The organism is Limobrevibacterium gyesilva (assembly GCF_025989185.1).
In the GTDB taxonomy this organism is placed as follows: Bacteria; Pseudomonadota; Alphaproteobacteria; order Acetobacterales; family Acetobacteraceae; genus Limobrevibacterium; species Limobrevibacterium gyesilva.
Genome location: NZ_JAPDNT010000005.1, coordinates 123,677 through 140,701 on the forward strand (window position 1 = coordinate 123,677; position 17,025 = coordinate 140,701).

General features: G+C 68.7%; 15 protein-coding genes and 1 tRNA gene. 7 read left to right on the forward strand and 9 right to left on the reverse strand.

The genetic code is table 11. The features are described from left to right. Entirely contained in the window at positions 1-561 is a 561-nt protein-coding gene (gene def / locus OL599_RS09620; protein WP_264713493.1) for a peptide deformylase, read from the reverse strand. A gap of 170 nt (positions 562-731) precedes the next feature. Here def and OL599_RS09625 point away from each other — a divergent pair, with 170 nt between their 5' ends. Beyond that, on the forward strand, positions 732-1,232 hold the full coding sequence (locus OL599_RS09625; RefSeq protein WP_264713494.1) for an Hsp20 family protein: 501 nt from the start codon (positions 732-734) through the stop codon (positions 1,230-1,232). Between the two features lie 46 nt (positions 1,233-1,278). Next, positions 1,279-1,488 (forward strand): DUF1150 domain-containing protein, encoded by a 210-nt coding sequence (locus OL599_RS09630; RefSeq protein ID WP_264713495.1) that lies wholly within the window; start codon positions 1,279-1,281, stop codon positions 1,486-1,488. Between the two features lie 182 nt (positions 1,489-1,670). Here the strand turns inward: OL599_RS09630 and hpf are convergent, their stop codons facing one another. From hpf to OL599_RS09670, 8 genes are all read right to left on the reverse strand, one after another. Continuing rightward, entirely contained in the window at positions 1,671-2,261 is a 591-nt protein-coding gene (gene hpf / locus OL599_RS09635; protein WP_264713496.1) for a ribosome hibernation-promoting factor, HPF/YfiA family, read from the reverse strand. Between the two features lie 51 nt (positions 2,262-2,312). Continuing rightward, the gene (gene rpoN, locus OL599_RS09640; protein ID WP_264713497.1) at positions 2,313-3,806 is read right to left on the reverse strand and encodes an RNA polymerase factor sigma-54; all 1,494 of its coding nucleotides are present in this window, start codon (positions 3,804-3,806) and stop codon (positions 2,313-2,315) included. A 202-nt stretch (positions 3,807-4,008) separates the two neighbouring features. After that, positions 4,009-4,833, reverse strand: a complete 825-nt coding sequence (gene lptB, locus OL599_RS09645; RefSeq protein WP_264713499.1) for an LPS export ABC transporter ATP-binding protein — start codon at positions 4,831-4,833, stop codon at positions 4,009-4,011. Continuing rightward, the gene (locus OL599_RS09650; RefSeq protein ID WP_264713608.1) at positions 4,830-5,807 is read right to left on the reverse strand and encodes an LptA/OstA family protein; all 978 of its coding nucleotides are present in this window, start codon (positions 5,805-5,807) and stop codon (positions 4,830-4,832) included. The genes lptB and OL599_RS09650 overlap by 4 nt, the downstream gene beginning before the upstream one ends. A 17-nt stretch (positions 5,808-5,824) precedes the next feature. Further along, positions 5,825-6,487 (reverse strand): LPS export ABC transporter periplasmic protein LptC, encoded by a 663-nt coding sequence (lptC, locus tag OL599_RS09655; RefSeq protein WP_264713500.1) that lies wholly within the window; start codon positions 6,485-6,487, stop codon positions 5,825-5,827. Continuing rightward, on the reverse strand, positions 6,487-7,470 hold the full coding sequence (locus OL599_RS09660; protein WP_264713501.1) for a KpsF/GutQ family sugar-phosphate isomerase: 984 nt from the start codon (positions 7,468-7,470) through the stop codon (positions 6,487-6,489). The genes lptC and OL599_RS09660 overlap by 1 nt, the downstream gene beginning before the upstream one ends. A gap of 132 nt (positions 7,471-7,602) precedes the next feature. Continuing rightward, entirely contained in the window at positions 7,603-8,259 is a 657-nt protein-coding gene (locus OL599_RS09665) for a ribonuclease D (RefSeq protein ID WP_264713502.1), read from the reverse strand. Positions 8,260-8,309: 50 nt separating this feature from the next. Next, positions 8,310-8,396, reverse strand: a tRNA-Leu gene (locus OL599_RS09670). 133 nt (positions 8,397-8,529) lie between these two features. Between OL599_RS09670 and OL599_RS09675 the strand changes: the two genes are divergently transcribed. The 5 genes from OL599_RS09675 (at position 8,530) to OL599_RS09695 (ending at position 16,989) form a co-directional block, all read left to right on the forward strand. Continuing rightward, entirely contained in the window at positions 8,530-9,483 is a 954-nt protein-coding gene (locus tag OL599_RS09675; RefSeq protein ID WP_264713503.1) for a complex I NDUFA9 subunit family protein, read from the forward strand. Between the two features lie 197 nt (positions 9,484-9,680). After that, complete coding sequence (locus OL599_RS09680; protein WP_264713504.1) at positions 9,681-11,117, forward strand: NAD(P)-dependent oxidoreductase; 1,437 nt, start codon at positions 9,681-9,683, stop codon at positions 11,115-11,117. A gap of 2 nt (positions 11,118-11,119) precedes the next feature. After that, complete coding sequence (locus OL599_RS09685) at positions 11,120-11,656, forward strand: DUF2059 domain-containing protein (RefSeq protein WP_264713505.1); 537 nt, start codon at positions 11,120-11,122, stop codon at positions 11,654-11,656. A 13-nt stretch (positions 11,657-11,669) separates the two neighbouring features. Then, the gene (gltB, locus tag OL599_RS09690; protein WP_264713506.1) at positions 11,670-16,226 is read left to right on the forward strand and encodes a glutamate synthase large subunit; all 4,557 of its coding nucleotides are present in this window, start codon (positions 11,670-11,672) and stop codon (positions 16,224-16,226) included. A gap of 94 nt (positions 16,227-16,320) precedes the next feature. After that, positions 16,321-16,989 carry a glutathione S-transferase family protein gene (locus OL599_RS09695; protein ID WP_264713507.1) on the forward strand — a complete coding sequence of 223 codons (669 nt, stop codon included), beginning with the start codon at positions 16,321-16,323 and terminating at the stop codon, positions 16,987-16,989. Positions 16,990-17,025: the final 36 nt, after the last annotated feature.

A 17,025-nucleotide genomic window follows, 5' to 3' on the forward strand; every position in this document is an offset into this window, starting at 1 on the left:
CTATTTTCCGCCCCGGCGATGATCCTGGGTGCGCTGTTCCTTGACCAGCTTGCGCATGATCATGTTGCGCTTCAGCACCGACAGGTGATCGACGAACAGCACCCCGTCCAGATGGTCGATCTCGTGCTGCAGGCAGGCCGCCAGCAGCCCGTCGGCCTCGATCTCCCGCCTGGCGCCGGACTCGTCGAGATAGCGCACTTTCACCCGCGCCGGCCGGGTCACGTCGGCATACTGGCCGGGCAGCGACAGGCAGCCTTCCTCACGCGTCGCCAGCTCGTCGCTGACGGCGACGATGTCGGGGTTCACGAGCACGATCGGCGCCCGCTTGTCGTCGGGCATCAGGTCCACCACGGCGACGCGCAAGCCGAGCCCCACCTGCGGCGCGGCTAGGCCGATGCCCGGCGCCTTGTACATGGTTGCGAACATGCGCGGGAGCAGTTCGCGCACGGCATCGCCGTCGGCCGGCGTCACCAGCCGCGTGCGTGCCCGCAGCACGGGGTGCGGGGCGATCAGGATGGGCATGGTCTCGGCGTCGGCCGAAGGAAGGGTCCCGGTGGTCATGCACGCGATGTAGCTTCCGCCACGGGCACAATCAACGCACGCGGCATGGGAACCTGCTTTGGCCGGCGCAGGCGACCCCTTGCAACCGGCCGTGCCGCTGCCAAAATACGCAGCGTCGGGTTGCCATGACGGGGCCCTGCAAATGCTTCGCTCGAAGGAGGAGGCCCTCGATGACGACCAGGATGTTCACGTCTCCGCTGTTCCTCGGCTTCGACCATCTCGAGCAGATGCTCGAGCGTGCGTCCAAGACCTCGTCGGACGGCTACCCGCCGTACAATATCGAGCAGACCGGCCCCACCGGGCTGCGCATTACTCTGGCCGTTGCCGGGTTCACCATGGACGACCTGCAGATCACCCAGGAAGACAACCAGCTGGTGATCCGTGGCCGGCAGGCGGACGACAGCCAGGGGCGGGTGTTCCTGCATCGCGGCATCGCCGCCCGCCAGTTCCAGCGTACTTTCGTGCTCGCCGAGAATATCGAGGTGCGCGGCGCTTGGCTGGACAACGGCCTGCTGCATATCGACCTGGCCCGCCCGCAGCCGGAAAGCCGGGTCAAGACCATCCGGATCGGCAGCCCGGCCACCGAAGCCCCTGGCAGCCTTCCTGGAAACGGCACGACCAACGGCGCCTTCGGTCAGGTCGTCGACGCCAAGACGGACAGCAACAGCTAGCGGCAATGCGGCTTGTGCAAGCGCATATTCCGCGAGGAGATCGATCATGACCTTCGACATCCACAAGATTTCCACCGACGAATTGGCCAAGCTCGGTGTTTCCCAGATCGCCTATATCAAGCCGGTCGTGGTAGACGGCGCCGCCGCCTTCGCGATCCACGCCGCGGACGGCACGCCGATGGCCGTTGCCGGCGACCGCGAGGTGGCGCTGGCCGCCATCATCCAGCACGAGATGCTGCCAAGCCTGGTGCACTGATCCGGCGCCTGCACAAGCAAGGCCCGGGGACACTCCGGCAATACCGCCAACGCGCCATCGGGCAGGTCGCATGTGCCTGACCGATCGCGCCGCTTGGCAAGACCTTGTTACAGACGTTGCGTACACAATCAGGCCGGGGGACGCCCCCCGGCCTTTCGTTTGATGCCTCCGGTCCAGCCTCGCTAGTTCGAGGCGCCGGGATCGATCCAGCCGATATGGCCGTCGCTGCGGCGATACACCACATTCAGCTCGCCGGTTGCGCTGTTGCGGAACATCATCACCGGCTGGTCGGCCAGGTCCATTCGCATCACCGCGTCGCTGACGGTCAGCAACAGGATCTCGGTCGCGACTTCGGCCACGACGGTGGCGTAGGTGGCGGCCTGCTTGATGCCCCCCGCGACGCCGTCGATGGTTTCTTCCTCCTGGCGCAGGATGTATTGTCGCCCGGCCTGCGGACGTTCCCGCTGGGCCTGGTCGCGGGAATGCTCGTTGACGCGGCGCCGGTAGCGCCGCAGGCGCTTGGCGATATGCTCCGCCGCATCGTCGAAGGCGCTGTTGGCATCGGCCGCCTCGCCCTCGCCACGCAGCATCAGCCCGCGACCGGCGTGCACGTTGATGTCGCAGGTGAAGAAGCTGCGGGCGCGGCTGAAGGTCACGTTGGCCTCCAGCGCGTGGTCGAAATATTTGCCTGCGATCGTGTCAAGTTGCTGGGCAACGCGCGTTCGCAGCGCGTCCGACAGTTCTACCTGCTTGCCCGAAACCGTGATCTGCATGCGCCTTTCCTCAGGTCCATGTTCGGGACCGCCTGCCGGCGAAAGCCCTCGTCAGGCCGGCACGGCCTTCTCCCGTTTGCGCTGCACGGAACTCGGGATGCGCAGCGCATCCCGGTATTTGGCCACGGTCCTGCGGGCAATGTCCACGCCTTCCCTGCGCAGGATTGCCACGATAGCGTCATCGGAAAGTATTTCGTCGGGCAGCTCGGCTTCCACCATCTGGCGGATGCGGTGACGGACCGCTTCAGCACTATGGCTTTCACCCGACGTCCCGGCGATGGCCGTGGTGAAGAAATACTTCAGCTCGAACGTGCCGCGCGGTGTCGCGATGTATTTGTTGGCGGTCACGCGGCTCACCGTGCTCTCATGCAGCTCCACCGCGTCGGCGATGTCGCGCAGAATCAGCGGGCGCAGGAAACCGACGCCGTGGCGGAAGAATGCGTCCTGCTGGCGCACGATCTCGCTGGACACTTTCAGGATCGTCTGCGCCCGCTGCTGCAGCGATTTCACCAGCCAGTTCGCGGTCTGCAGCTTCTCCGCCAGAAACGCCTTGTCCTCGCGCGAGGCGCGCGGCAGCACGCGCGCGGTGAAGCTCTGATTCACCAGCAGGCGCGGCATGGTCTCGGGGTTCAGCTCCAGCAGCCAGCCGCCGTCGGGCGCGGGGCGCATCAGCACGTCGGGCACCACCGGCTGCGGCGGCGTCGCGTCCCAGCTTGCCCCAGGCTTGGGGTCAAGTCGGCGCAGCTCCGCAATCATGTCCTGCAGGTCGGCGGCATCCACCGCGCAGACCGCCAGCAACTGCTTCATGTCGCGCCGCGCCAGCAGATCGAGATGGTCCAGCAGCGCCTGCATGGCCGGGTCCAGCCGGTTCTTCTCGGCCAGTTGCACCGCCAGGCATTCCTTGAGGTCGCGGGCGAACATGCCGGTGGGATCGAAGCGCATCATCCGCGCCCGCACCGCCTCCACCCGCGCGTGTTCGGCCCCCATCGCTGCGGCCAGCGCCTCGGACGTGACCGACAGCCGGCCGGAGGGCTCCAGCAGCGCGATCAGATAGGCGCCGATCAGCCGGTCCACCGGATCATGGAACGAGAGCCGCAGCTGCTCGCTGAGGTGTTCGCGCAGCGTGGTGGCGTTCTCGGCGAAGTCCTCGATGCCGCGGTCGTCGCTGTCGAAGCTTTGCGAGCCGCCGTGCCCGTCGCCCAGGCGCACGCCGTCCGAAGCGCTGCCGGGGTCGTAGGTCTCCGCGTATTCCGGCGAATCGAGCGGGCCGGTGCCCTCGGCCGGCAACATGTCCGAGCGCGCGGCCTCGGCGGCGTCCGCCGGGCCCGGCGTCGCCGGGGCCACCTGGTCGGGCGCCGGCCGTTCGGCGGCCGCGAAATCGCCGGCCTCGTCGCGCTCGAGCAGCGGGTTGCGCTCAAGCTCCTCCTCGACGAAGGCGGCGACTTCCACGTTGGAGAATTGCAGGAGCTTGATGGCCTGACGCAGCTGCGGCGTCATGACCAGCGACTGGGATTGGCGAAGATCCAGACGGGGGCCGATCGCCATCAACGGTTGCTCTGCGGCTGCTTCGAGGGACGGCGAATGCCGGTGTGCCGCAGTGCAGCGCGGACGCAGCCGCATGGCAAGCAAGAATCGTGCTGGACGACCGGCATGGGCCCAAGTCTAGCCGAAAGGGTCTGAACCCCGGGTTAGGAATCGCCGTCCGGTTACGCTTTGCAGCATGGGCCGGGTCGATTCGTGTCGCGTATCAGAGGCTGAAGCGCTCGCCCAGGTAGACGCGGCGGACATCCTCGTTCGCCACCACCTCTGCCGGCCGGCCTTCCATCAGCAGCTGGCCGTCATGCAGGATGTAGGCCCGGTCGATGATCTCCAGCGTCTCGCGCACGTTGTGGTCGGTGATCAGCACGCCGATGCCGCGGTCCTTCAGGTGCGAGACCAGGTCGCGGATCTCGCCCACCGCGATCGGGTCGATGCCGGCCAGCGGCTCGTCCAGCAGGATGTAGCTGGGCTGGGTCGCCAGCGCGCGCGCGATCTCCACGCGCCGGCGCTCGCCGCCGGACAGGGCCAGCGCCGGGGTGCGGCGCAGATGGCCGATGCCGAACTCGGCCAGCAGTTCGTCCAGCATCTGGTCGCGCCGGTCCGGGTCGGGCTCGACCACTTCCAGCGCCGCCATCACGTTCTGCTCCACGTTCAGGCCGCGGAACACGCTGGCCTCCTGCGGCAGGTAGCCGATGCCCAGCCGGGCCCGGCGATACATCGGCAGGCCGGTGATGTCGTGGCCGTCCAGGCTGATCGAGCCGGTGTCCGGCCGCACCAGCCCGACGATCATGTAGAAGGTCGTGGTCTTGCCGGCGCCGTTGGGGCCCAGCAGCCCGACCGCCTCGCCGCGGCGCACCGAAATCGATACGTTCCGCACCACCGGCCGCTTCTTGTAGACCTTGCCGACGCCATGTGCGGCGAGCCCCGCGCCGGCCCGACCCGCTCCCGCCTTGCCCCCCCTCGCGAGCCCCGTGGCCGCCTGGTCCGTGTCCCCCGCGGCCGAGGCGGGGCGCAGCACCCCCAGATCGGTCATGGCCGTGCCCCCGCCTTGGGCGCCGCGGTGCCGCCAGTGGGGGCGCCGGCGGCGGCGTTGGCGTCGTTGGGCATGATCAGCCCCTGCACGCGCTGGCCGGGGTCGGAAATCATGTGTGCGATGCCGGTCTTCATGTTGACGTCGGCGGCGGGGCCGTTGAGCTGGTTCTGGCCGTGGGTGATGCGCACATGGCCGATGATGCGGGCCATCCCGGTGTCCGGCACATAGACGCCGCGGTCGCCACGGACCGTGTCGGTCTGGGTGCGCACCTCGACATTGCCGAACGCCTCCACGCGCTGCAGCTTGCCGGAGGCCGTCAGGGGGTCGGCTTGCCCCGCCTTGGCGTCGTTGGCCTTGGCGGCAACCGGCCTGGCCGGCTCCTGGCCCGCCGAGGTCTCCGGCGGCGTGGTATAGCCCACCAGCGTGTCGGCCGAGACACGGCGGCCATCGGTGGTCACCACCACGGCGTTGCCGCGGCCGACGGCCATGTGCTGCTGCGACCAGTATTCCATGCTGTCGCGCGCGGTCAGCACCTGCTGCGGCGTGGTCAGCTTCAGGTTGCGCCCGGTCAGCACCAGCACCGCCTGGTCGATGTCGTAGACCGCCTTGTCGCCTTGCGCCTCGTCGGTGGGGGAGTAGATGCGGACATTGCCCTCGGCCTCCAGCCGATAGACCTCAGAGCCGCCGGTGTCGGTTTCGGTGGCGCCGGCCGGCTGGGCCTGGGCCGGGGCGGGCGACCCCGCCGCCTTCTTGCGATACAACGCGATCAGCCGGTCGGCCACGACGGTGACGTTGCCCCGCACCGCACGCGCGTCGCCGGTGGCGATGACCTTCTGTTCCTGGTCGCGCCACTCGAAGCCGCCGCTCGCGGTAACCTCGACCGGACCGCCGCTGGACAGGTCGAGCTGCTGCGCGGCGGCGGGGCGCGCGCACAGGACCGGGCCCGCGAGCACGGCCGACAACGCCAGCGCCATGACGGCGAGGCGGGCGGTCACTGCTTGCGTCCGTTCAGCACCAGCCGGCCCGGGCCGGTGAAGTGCACCACCGCGCCGCGGTCGGTCATCGTGAAGCCTTGCGCATCCAGCGTCCCGAACGGGCCCTCGACATGGGTCTTGTCGGCGCTGGCCGCGGCGCCGTCATGGGTGTCGATGGTAACGGCATCGGTGCGCAGCGTGGTGCCGTCGTCGCGATACATGGTCACCTCGCCGGCCAGGTCGAGCTGACCCGCTTTCTGCATGTAGACGCCGGTGCTGGCCTCCACCATCAGCCAGCTTCCGGAATCGAGGCTGATGTCGCCCTTCGGCAGGGTCATGTCCACCCGGTCCTGGCCCACCTGGCGGGCGGTGGCGGCGGTGATGGTATAGGGCTGATGGCGGTTGTCCTCGCCATGGTAGCGCGCCTGGGTGAGCTGGCCGCTGTCGGGCATGGTGCCGCGGCCGTAGAACAGCCTGGCCTGGTCGACCTCGCGCGTCAGTTCGGGCCACACGGCAACCACAACCAGCAGCGCCAGCGCCACCAGCGGCAGCACGCGCTTGGTGAGCCCGACCACCCAGCGGCGCCGGGCGATGGCGCCGGCCGTCGGCGGCGGACGGACGTGCCCGCCCAACAGACGCCCGCCATCGCCACGTCGCGACGGCTGGATCGGCGCTGCCATCACGCGACACCAGCCCGCAGCAGGTCGTGGACATGCAGGATGCCGACCGGGCGGCCGGCGGGATCGACCACGAACAGCGCGGTGATCGGCCGTTCGCGCGCGTTCATCTGGTGCAGCGCCTCGGCGGCCAGCGCGTCGGGGCCGATCGTGCGGGGCGAGGCGGTCATCACCTCGCCGACCCGCCGGGACAGCAGGTCGGGGCCCATGTGGCGCCGCAGGTCGCCGTCGGTCACGATGCCGACCAGCCGCCCATCTGCCGCGGTGACGCCCAGGCAGCCGAACTGCTTCGCGGTCATCAGCAGCAGCGCCGCATCCATTGCCAGTTCCGGGCCGGCCAGCGGCAAGGCGTCGCCGGGATGCATCAGGTCGCGCACCCGGCGCAGCCGCGCGCCCAGCTTGCCGCCGGGATGGAACTGGCGGAAATCGGCGGCGCCGAAGCCGTGGCGGGTCAGCAGGGCGACCGCCAGCGCATCGCCCAGCGCCATCTGCATGGTGGTGCTGGTGGTCGGCGCCAGGCCCAGCGGGCAGGCCTCGCGTGCCGGCGGCAGGATCAGCGCCACGTCGGCGGCCTGCGCCAGCGCACTGCCGTCGCGCCCGGTGATGCCGACCAGCGGCAGCCCGAAGCGGCGGGTATGGGCGATCAGGTCGGCCAGCTCCACGGTCTCGCCGGAATTCGACAGGGCCAGCACCGCGTCGCCTGGCACGATCATGCCGAGGTCGCCGTGCGAGGCCTCGGCCGGGTGGACGAACAGCGCCGGCGTGCCGGTGGAGGCGAGGGTGGCGGCGATCTTGCGGCCGACATGGCCGGACTTGCCCATGCCGGAGACGACCACGCGCCCGCTGGTGCCCGCCAGCAGGTCGACGGCGCGGGCGAAGCCGTCATCGAGGGCATCGGCCAGCGCGCGCAGCCCCGCGGCCTCGGTGGCCAGGACCGTCCGGGCGACGTCGAGGTCGGCGAGCAGGGGGGCGACATTGGCGGTCATGTGCGTGATTCGTTCCGAAGCGACGCGTCGGCGTGCTGTAGGGGGCAGCAGGCCCGGCGGTCAATGAAACCTTGCGGTCAAATAGGCGCAACACTCCCGGCGCGGAATGGGGCCGGAGGCGGGTCAGGCCCCCTAGTGGGCGAAGATGTCGGGCGCTTCCCAGCCGAGCAGGTCGAGCCGGCCGCGTGCGGGCAGGAAGGCGAAGCACTCTTCGGCCAGCTCCAGCCGGCCCTCGCGCAGCAGCAGGGCCTGCAGCTTCGCCCACAGCGCATGCAGGTGCAGCACGTCGGAGGCCGCATAGGCCAGTTGCTCCGAGGACAGCTCCGTGGCGCCCCAGTCCGAGGTCTGCTGCTGCTTGGACAGCTCGACGCCCAGCAATTCGCGGCACAGGTCCTTGAGCCCGTGGCGGTCGGTGAACGTGCGCACCAGCTTGGCGGCGATCTTGGTGCATTTCACCGGCGCCACGCGGATGGCCAGCGCGTGCTGCAGCACGGCCACGTCGAAACGGGCGAAATGCATCAGTTTGGTGGTGGCGGGGTCGGCCATCAGCCGCTTGAGGTTGGGGCAGTCATAGCCCCGCCCGCCCAGCGATTCGGGGATCAGCTGCACCAGATGCGCCTGTCCGTCGCCGGCGGACATCTGCACCAGGCAAAGCCGGTCGCGATGCGGGTCCAGCCCCATGGTCTCGGTATCGACCGCGACGACCGGGCCGAGATCGAGGCCCTCCGGCAGGTCGTGCCGGTGGAGGTGGATGGTTGCATTGGCCATGAACTGCGTAACGTCCGCCATGTGTGTCATGCGCCCCCGCGTGACGGCGCGTCGCGCGCGATGCGCCACAATGGTGCCCAGGAGAAGACTCGAACTTCCACGACCTTGCGGCCACAGGTACCTGAAACCTGCGCGTCTACCAATTCCGCCACCTGGGCATGCGGTGGGCGGGCGATGTAGCCTTCCGCTTGCGTCCCGTCAACTGCCCTGAGCGGACAAAGCGCGTCTTGAGGCGGACAGGCGGCGCGCATATCAAGGGCGCGGATTTTGCAAGTATCGCAGGAGCGAACGATGGCGACGCGCAGCGTGGCGACAGTGTTCGGCGGGTCCGGGTTCATCGGCCGCTATGTGGTCAAGCGGCTGGCCGCGGCGGGGTATGTGGTGCGGGTGGCGGTGCGCCACCCCGAAGGCGCGCTGTTCCTCAAGCCGATGGGCGCGGTCGGGCAGGTGGTGCCGCTGGGCGCGTCGGTGACGGACGCGGCCAGCGTCGCCCGCGCGGTGGAGGACGCGAGCCTGGTGGTGAACCTGGTGGGCATCCTGGCCGAGCGGCGTCCGGGCGATTTCCAGCGCATCCACGCCGATGCCGCCGGCCTGGTGGCGGCGCAGGCCAGCGCCGCCAGTGTGGAGCGGCTGGTGCATATCTCGGCGATCGGGGCCGATCCGGCGAGCCCGAGCCAGTACGCGAAGACCAAGGCCGCGGGCGAGCGCGCCGTGCAGGCCGCGTTCCCCGCGGCGACGATCCTGCGGCCGTCGGTGGTGTTCGGCGCCGAGGACCAGTTCCTCAACCGCTTCGGCGCGATGGCCCAGTACTCCCCGGTGATGCCGGTGATCTGCGGCAACACGAAGTTCCAGCCGGTCCATGTGGGCGACGTGGCCGACGCGGCGATGGCCGCCCTGGCGCGGGCGGACGCGGCAGGGGCCATCTATGAACTGGGCGGACCGAAGGTCTGGACCATGCGCGAGTTGCTGGCGTTCATCCTGAAGCAGACGCGCCGCGACCGCTGGCTGGTGGACGTCCCGCTCGGGCTGGCGCGGTTGCAGGCGGCGGTGCTGGAGCGGCTGCCCGGGAAGCTGCTGACCCGCGACCAGTTGCTATTGCTGGCGCGCGACAACGTGGCGGCGCCGGGCATGCCCGGGCTGGCGGAGTTGCAGATTGCACCGACGCCGTTGGAACTGGTGGCCCCTGGCATTTTGCAACGCTTTCGCCCCGGCGGCGGCGGGCAGGATATGTATGCCATTGTATAGTCCCAAACCGGTCGTAATTTTCGTGCGACTGCATGTGATTGTTCTGAGGTGGAAGCAGAGTTGCTAAAATAACGGCAGTATTGCTGCCATATATGCCCAAAACCTGCTCGCGCCACCCATGTAGCTGACGTATACCGTCCGCATCGGGGACGGCGGCGCAGCGCGTGCCGGCAAAACCGTATCGAAGGAGACGGAAGATGCCGGAGCGCATGCAGCAGTTCGTCCGCATTCCCAAGGAAATGCCCGAGAAGCGTGACGCCGCGGCACGCCGCTTCGATTTCGACGAGATCTATCGCGACTTCGACCCGTCCAAGGCCCGCGAACAGTCCAGCCGGTGCAGCCAGTGCGGCGTGCCGTTCTGCCAGATCCACTGCCCGCTCTCGAACAACATCCCGGACTGGCTGAAGCTGACCGCCGAAGGCAGGCTCGAAGAGGCCTACGAGGTCTGCAGCAGCACCAACAACTTCCCGGAAATCTGCGGTCGCATCTGCCCCCAGGACCGCCTGTGCGAGGGCAACTGCGTCATCGAGAAGAGCTTCGACAGCGTCACCATCGGCGCGGTGGAGCGGTTCATCACCGACAACGCGTTCGAGCAGGGCTGGGTGAAGTCGCCGGCGCCACGCCGCGAGCGGCCGCAATCGGTCGGCATCATCGGCGCCGGGCCGGCCGGCCTCGCCGCGGCCGAGCAGCTGCGCCGCCAGGGCTACCAGGTGCATGTGTACGACCGCAACGATCGCGTCGGCGGCCTGATGATGTACGGCATCCCCGGCTTCAAGCTGGAGAAGCATGTCGTGCTGCGGCGCTGGAAGCTGCTGGAGGAAGGCGGGATCGTCTTCCATCTGAACACCGCGATCGGCCGCGACATCGGCTTCGCGGCGCTGCGCGCCCGCCATGACGCGGTGCTGATCGCCACCGGCGTCTACAAGGCGCACGACATCGGCGGCCCCGGCGCCGGGCTGGCGGGCATCGTGCCGGCGCTCGACTACCTGACCACGTCCAACCGCCACGGCCTCGGCGACGCGGTGCCGGAATTCACCTCCGGCATGCTCGACGCAAAGGACAAGGATGTTGTCGTGATCGGCGGTGGCGACACCGCGATGGACTGCGTGCGCACGGCGGTGCGCCAGGGAGCGGTGTCGGTGAAGTGCCTGTACCGCCGCGACCGCGCCAACATGCCGGGCTCGATGCGCGAGGTGAAGAACGCCGAGGAAGAGGGGGTGGAGTTCGTCTGGCTGTCCGCCCCCGAGGCGTTCCTGGGCGAGGACCACGTGACCGGGGTGCGTGCCGTGCGCATGCATCTGGGCCTGCCGGACGCCTCCGGCCGGCAGTCGGTGGAGCCGATCGAGGCCAGCCACTTCACCGTGCAGGCGGGCCTGGTGATCAAGGCGCTGGGCTTCGACCCGGAGGACCTGCCGGCGGCCTTCGGCGAGCCGGCGCTGGCGGTGTCGCGCCGGGGCACGCTGAAGACCGACCACCGCAGCTTCATGACCAGCCTTCCCGGGGTCTTCGCTTGCGGGGATATCGTACGAGGAGCGTCACTGGTAGTCTGGGCCATCCGCGACGGCCGCGACGCGGCCCAGCAGATGCACGCTTTCGTACAACAGACCACCGCTGCAGCGGTGGCAGCGGAGTAAGCATGATGCGCCGTACCATACCTGCCTTGGCGGCCTTCCTCGCCGTCGGCACCGTCGCCCACGCCCAGACGCCCGCGCCCACGCCCGCGCCCGCACCTGTCGCGCCGGCGGTGCCGGTCACCGAGGAGGGCCGCAAGGAGGCGGCGGCGCTGACCGAAATGATCGGCGTGAACAAGCAGAGCCAGCAACTGATCGCGATCATGCGCGGGCAGATGATCCAGCTGGTCATGCGCGCCGGCAACAAGCCGCAGGACGAAGCGACCAAGATCGTCGACGAGGTCCTGATGCCCGACTTCATGGCGCAGCAGAACGACCTCACCAACCAGATCATCGATGTGTGGGCCACGAACTTCACGGTCGATGACCTGAAGGGGCTGCGCGCCTTCTACAACACCCCGCTGGGCCAGAAGCTGATCGCGACCCTGCCGGCGGTGACCCAGCAGGGCATGAACGCCGGCCAGACCTGGGGACAGCGGATCTATCAGGCGTCGATTCAGAAGCACAAGTCGGAGCTCGAGGCCCGCGGCCTCAAGTTCTGACGGAAAGGATGGCATGACCCAGCGCATCGAGACCGGCCCCGCCGAGACTGGCGGCGAATTCGTGGCTGCCTGGGACGCCAATGCGCGCACCCTGGCGGCCACCTACGACAGCGCGATGGAGCACGACGCCTGTGGCGTCGGATTCATTGCGGCGCTCGACGGCAAGAAGCGCCGCGATGTCGTGCAGGCCGGGATCGATGCGCTGCGGGCGGTGTGGCACCGCGGCGCCGTGGACGCCGACGGCAAGACCGGCGACGGCGCCGGCATCCATATCGAGATCCCGCAGGATTTCTTCGCCGACGCGATCCGCCGCGGCGGCGACCGGCTGCGCCCCGGGATGATCGGCGTGGGCCAGGTGTTCCTGCCGAAGACCGATCTGGCGGCGCAGGAGCGCTGCCGCCAGATCGTCGAGTCCGAGATCCTGGCCTTCGGCTATCAGATCTATGGCTGGCGCCAGGTGCCGATCAACGTCGACTGCATCGGCGAGAAGGCCAACGCGACGCGGCCCGAGATCGAGCAGATCATGCTGTGGAATCCCAAGGGCACCGACGAGGCGGAATTCGAGCGCGACCTGTACGTGATCCGCCGGCGCATCGAGAAGCAGGCGATCGCGGCACAGATCCAGGAGCTGTATTTCTGCTCGCTGTCCTGCCGCTCGATCATCTACAAGGGCATGTTCCTGGCCGAGAGCCTGACGGATTTCTATCCGGACCTGCGCGACGAGCGCTTCGTCTCGCGCTTCGCCATCTACCACCAGCGCTACTCGACCAACACCTTTCCGACCTGGCGGCTGGCGCAGCCCTTCCGCATGCTTGCCCATAACGGCGAGATCAACACGGTCACCGGCAACAGCAACTGGATGCGGTCGCACGAGACCCGGCTGAGCAGCCCCGCGCTCGACCCGTTCATGGACGACATCAAGCCGGTGATCCAGGCCGGCGGCTCCGACACCGCCACCCTGGACAACGTGTTCGAGGTGCTGGTGCGCGCCGGGCGCGACGCGCCGATGACCAAGGCAATGATGATCCCGGCCAGCATCGGCAACGACGCCACCATGCCGCAGGCGCATCGCGACATGTTCCTGTACTGCAACGCGGTGATGGAGCCATGGGACGGCCCGGCCGCCATCGCCGCCACCGACGGGCGCTGGGTGATCGCGGGGCTGGACCGCAACGGCCTGCGCCCGCTGCGCTACACCATCAGCCGGCACGCCATGCTGATCGTGGGCAGCGAAACCGGCATGGTGAAGCTCGACGAAAGCGACATCGTCGAGAAGGGCCGGGTCGGCCCCGGCCAGACCATCGGCGTCGACCTGGACGCCGCACGCTTCTACGCCGACGAGGAATTGAAGGACGTGCTGGCGGCCCGCCAGCCCTTCAGCGAGTGGTCCAAGCGCATCCGCCAGATCGACCACATCATCAAGACCGATGCGCCCGAGCCGGTGCTGTTCGAGGGCGAGGCGCTGCGCCGCCGCCAGCTCACCGTCGGCACCACGCTGGAAGAGCTGGAGATGATCCTGCACCCGATGGTGGAGGATGCGCAGGAGGTCGTGGGCAGCATGGGCGACGACACGCCCATCGCCGTGCTGTCCGAGAAGTACCGCGGCCTGCACCACTATTTCCGCCAGGCCTTCAGCCAGGTGACCAATCCGCCGATCGACAGCCTGCGCGAAACGCGGGTGATGTCGCTGAAGACCCGGCTGGGCAATCTGGGCAACGTGCTGGACGAGGATTCCAGCCAGTTCGACCTGCTGCAGCTGGAGAGCCCGGTGCTGTCCAACGCCGAGTTCGCGGCCATGCGCGAGACCATGGGCGCGTCGGCCTGCGTCGTGGACTGCACCTTCCCGGTGGCGGAAGGCGAGCCCGGCCTGCGGGCCGCGCTGGAGCGCATCCGCCGCGAGGCCGAGGAAGGCGTGCGCGCGGGCTGCACCCATGTGATCCTGACCGACGAGGCGATGGGGCCCGAGCGCGCCGCCATCCCGATGATCCTGGCGACTGCCGGCGTACACACGTATCTGGTGCAGTCGAGCCTGCGCACTTTCACCAGTCTGAACGTGCGCGCCGCCGAATGCCTCGACGTGCACACCTTCGCGGTACTGATCGGCGTGGGCGCGACCACCGTCAATGCCTACCTCGCGCAGGAGAGCATCGCCGACCGCCACCGCCGCGGCCTGTTCGGCGCCATCACGCTGAAGGAGGCGGTGCAGCGCTACAAGAAGGCGGTGGACAAGGGGCTGCTGAAGGTGATGTCCAAGATGGGCATCTCCGTCATCTCGTCCTATCGCGGCGGCACCAATTTCGAGGCGATCGGGCTGTCGCGCGCGCTGGTGGCCGAGTTCTTCCCCGGCATGCAGTCGCGCATTTCCGGCATCGGCCTGTCCGGCATCGCGCGCAAAGTGCTGGACATGCACGAATCCGCCTGGGGAGCGGAAACCGCGACGCTGTCGGTGGGCGGCATCTACAAGCTGCGCCGGCGCGGCGAGGCGCATGCCTTCGACGGCGGGCTGATCCACATGCTGCAGGAAGCCGTCGCCACCGACAGCTTCCAGAGCTATCGCCGCTATGCCGACGGCGTGCGCAAGATGCCGCCGATCGCGCTGCGCGACCTGCTGGACTTCCGCACCGAAGGGCGCAAGCCGATCGCGGTCGAGGAAGTCGAAAGCATCACCGAGATCCGCAAGCGCCTGGTGTCTCCCGGCATCTCGCTGGGCGCGCTCAGCCCCGAGGCGCACGAGACGCTGTCGATCGCCATGAACCGGATCGGCGCGCGCAGCGACAGCGGCGAGGGCGGCGAGGACCCGGAGCGGGCGAAGCCGCGGCCGAACGGCGACAACGCGTCCTCGGCGATCAAGCAGATCGCCTCGGGCCGGTTCGGCGTGACCGCCGAATACCTGAACTCCTGCCGCGAGATCGAGATCAAGGTGGCCCAGGGCGCGAAGCCCGGCGAAGGCGGCCAGCTGCCGGGCTTCAAGGTGACCGGGCTGATCGCCAGGCTGCGCCACTCCACCCCCGGCGTGATGCTGATCAGCCCGCCGCCGCATCACGACATCTATTCGATCGAGGATCTGGCGCAGCTCATCTACGACCTCAAGCAGATCAACCCGGACGCCACCGTCTGCGTGAAGCTGGTGGCGCGCAGCGGCATCGGCACGATCGCGGCCGGCGTGGCGAAGGCGCGCGCGGATGCCATCCTGATCTCCGGCCATTCCGGCGGCACCGGCGCCAGCCCGCAGACCTCGGTGAAATATGCCGGGCTGCCGTGGGAGATGGGGCTGAGCGAGGCGCACCAGGTGCTGATGCTCAACCGCCTGCGCCACAAGGTGCGGCTGCGCACCGACGGCGGCATCAAGACCGGCCGCGACGTGGTGATCGCGGCCATGCTGGGGGCCGAGGAATTCGGCATCGGCACCGCGTCCCTGGTGGCGATGGGCTGCATCATGGTGCGGCAGTGCCACAGCAACACCTGCCCGGTGGGCGTGTGCACGCAGGACGAGAAACTGCGCGAGAAATTCGAGGGATCGCCCGAGAAGGTGATCAACCTGTTCAGCTTCATCGCCGAGGACGTGCGCTACATCCTGGCAAGCCTGGGCGTGCGCAGCCTGGCCGAGGTGATCGGCCGTACCGACCTGCTGCACCAGGTCAGCCGCGGCGCGGAATTCCTCGACGACCTCGACCTCAATCCGCTGCTGGCGCAGGCCGATCCCGGACCTTATGCGCGCTACTGCACGCTGGAAGGCCGCAACGAGGTGCCGGAGACGCTGGACGCGAAGATGATCGCGGACGCCGCGGCGCTGTTCGACCGCGGCGAGAAGATGCAGTTGCAGTACAACATCCGCAACACGCAGCGCGCCATCGGCACCAGGTTCAGCAGCCGCGTGGTGCGCCGCTTCGGCATGACCGGATTGCAGGCGGGGCATCTGACGGTGCGCCTGCGCGGCTCGGCCGGCCAGTCGCTGGGTGCGTTCGCGGTGCAGGGGCTGAAGCTGGAAGTTTTCGGCGACGCCAACGACTATGTGGGCAAGGGGCTGTCGGGCGCCACCATCGTGGTGCGCCCGGCGCCGTCGTCCAACCTGGTCAGCCAGCAGAACACGATCATCGGCAATACCGTGCTGTACGGCGCGACGGCGGGCTTCCTGTTCGCCGCCGGCCAGGCCGGCGAGCGGTTTGCGGTGCGCAACTCCGGCGCCACCGCGGTGGTGGAGGGCTGCGGGTCGAACGGCTGCGAGTACATGACCGGCGGCACTGTGGTGATCCTGGGCAGCGTGGGCGACAATTTCGGTGCCGGCTTCACCGGCGGCATGGCCTTCGTCTACGACCCCGAAGGCACGTTCCATCTGCGGGTGAACCCGGAGTCGCTGTCCTCGCAGCGCGTCGCCTCCAGCCATTGGGAAGGCGTGCTGCGCGGCCTGGTCGCCATGCATGCCGACGAGACCAACAGCCGCTATGCCCGCATGCTGCTGCACGAGTGGGATCGCGCGCTGCCGCGCTTCTGGCAGGTGGTGCCGAAGGACTATGTGCGCTATCTGCCGGCGCCGCTGACCGAGGACGCGCAGGAAGCCATGCGCGCCTGACCGGCCATCCCCTTTCCGTACGCGGGAGGGGGATGCACAGCCGCCAACGCCTCGTGTGTTGGCGCGGCGGAGCGCTGGTGCCATAAGGGCAGGGATGCGATTCGTCTATCATCTGCCGCTGTCGCCTTATTGCCGCAAGGTCCGGCTGGTCCTGGCCGAGAAGCGCCTGCCCTTCGAGCTGCGCGTGGAGAAGGTGTGGGAACGGCACGACGACTATCTGGACCTGAATCCGGCCGGCACCGTGCCGACGTTGCTGGAAGATAACGGTCTGGCCGTGCCGGATTCCGGCGTGATCTGCGAATATCTCGACGAGGCCTATCCCGACATCTCGCTGATGGGGCAGACGCTGGGCGAGCGGGTGGAGATCCGCCGCCTGACGGCGTGGTTCGACGGCAAGTTCGCCGACGAGGTGACGCGCAACCTCAACGGCGAGAAATACCTCAAGCGCATGGCCGGCCGCGGCCAGCCCGATGCCGGTGCGCTGCGGGCCGGCTACGCCAATCTGCGCGGCCATCTGGAGTATATCGGCTGGCTGGCGGAAACCCGGAAATGGCTGGCCGGCAGCACCATCTCGCTGGCCGACTTCGCGGCCGCCGCACACCTGTCCGTGCTGGACTTCACCGGCGACGTGGACTGGAAAATCAGCCCGTCCGCACGCGAATGGTACGCCCGCATGAAATCCCGCCCCAGCTTCCGCCCCCTGCTGGCCGACCGCGTGCCGGGCATGATCCCGCCCGAGCACTATGCGGATCTGGACTTCTAGCGGGAAGGAAGGCAAGGCCAGGGCGCTGCCCTGGAC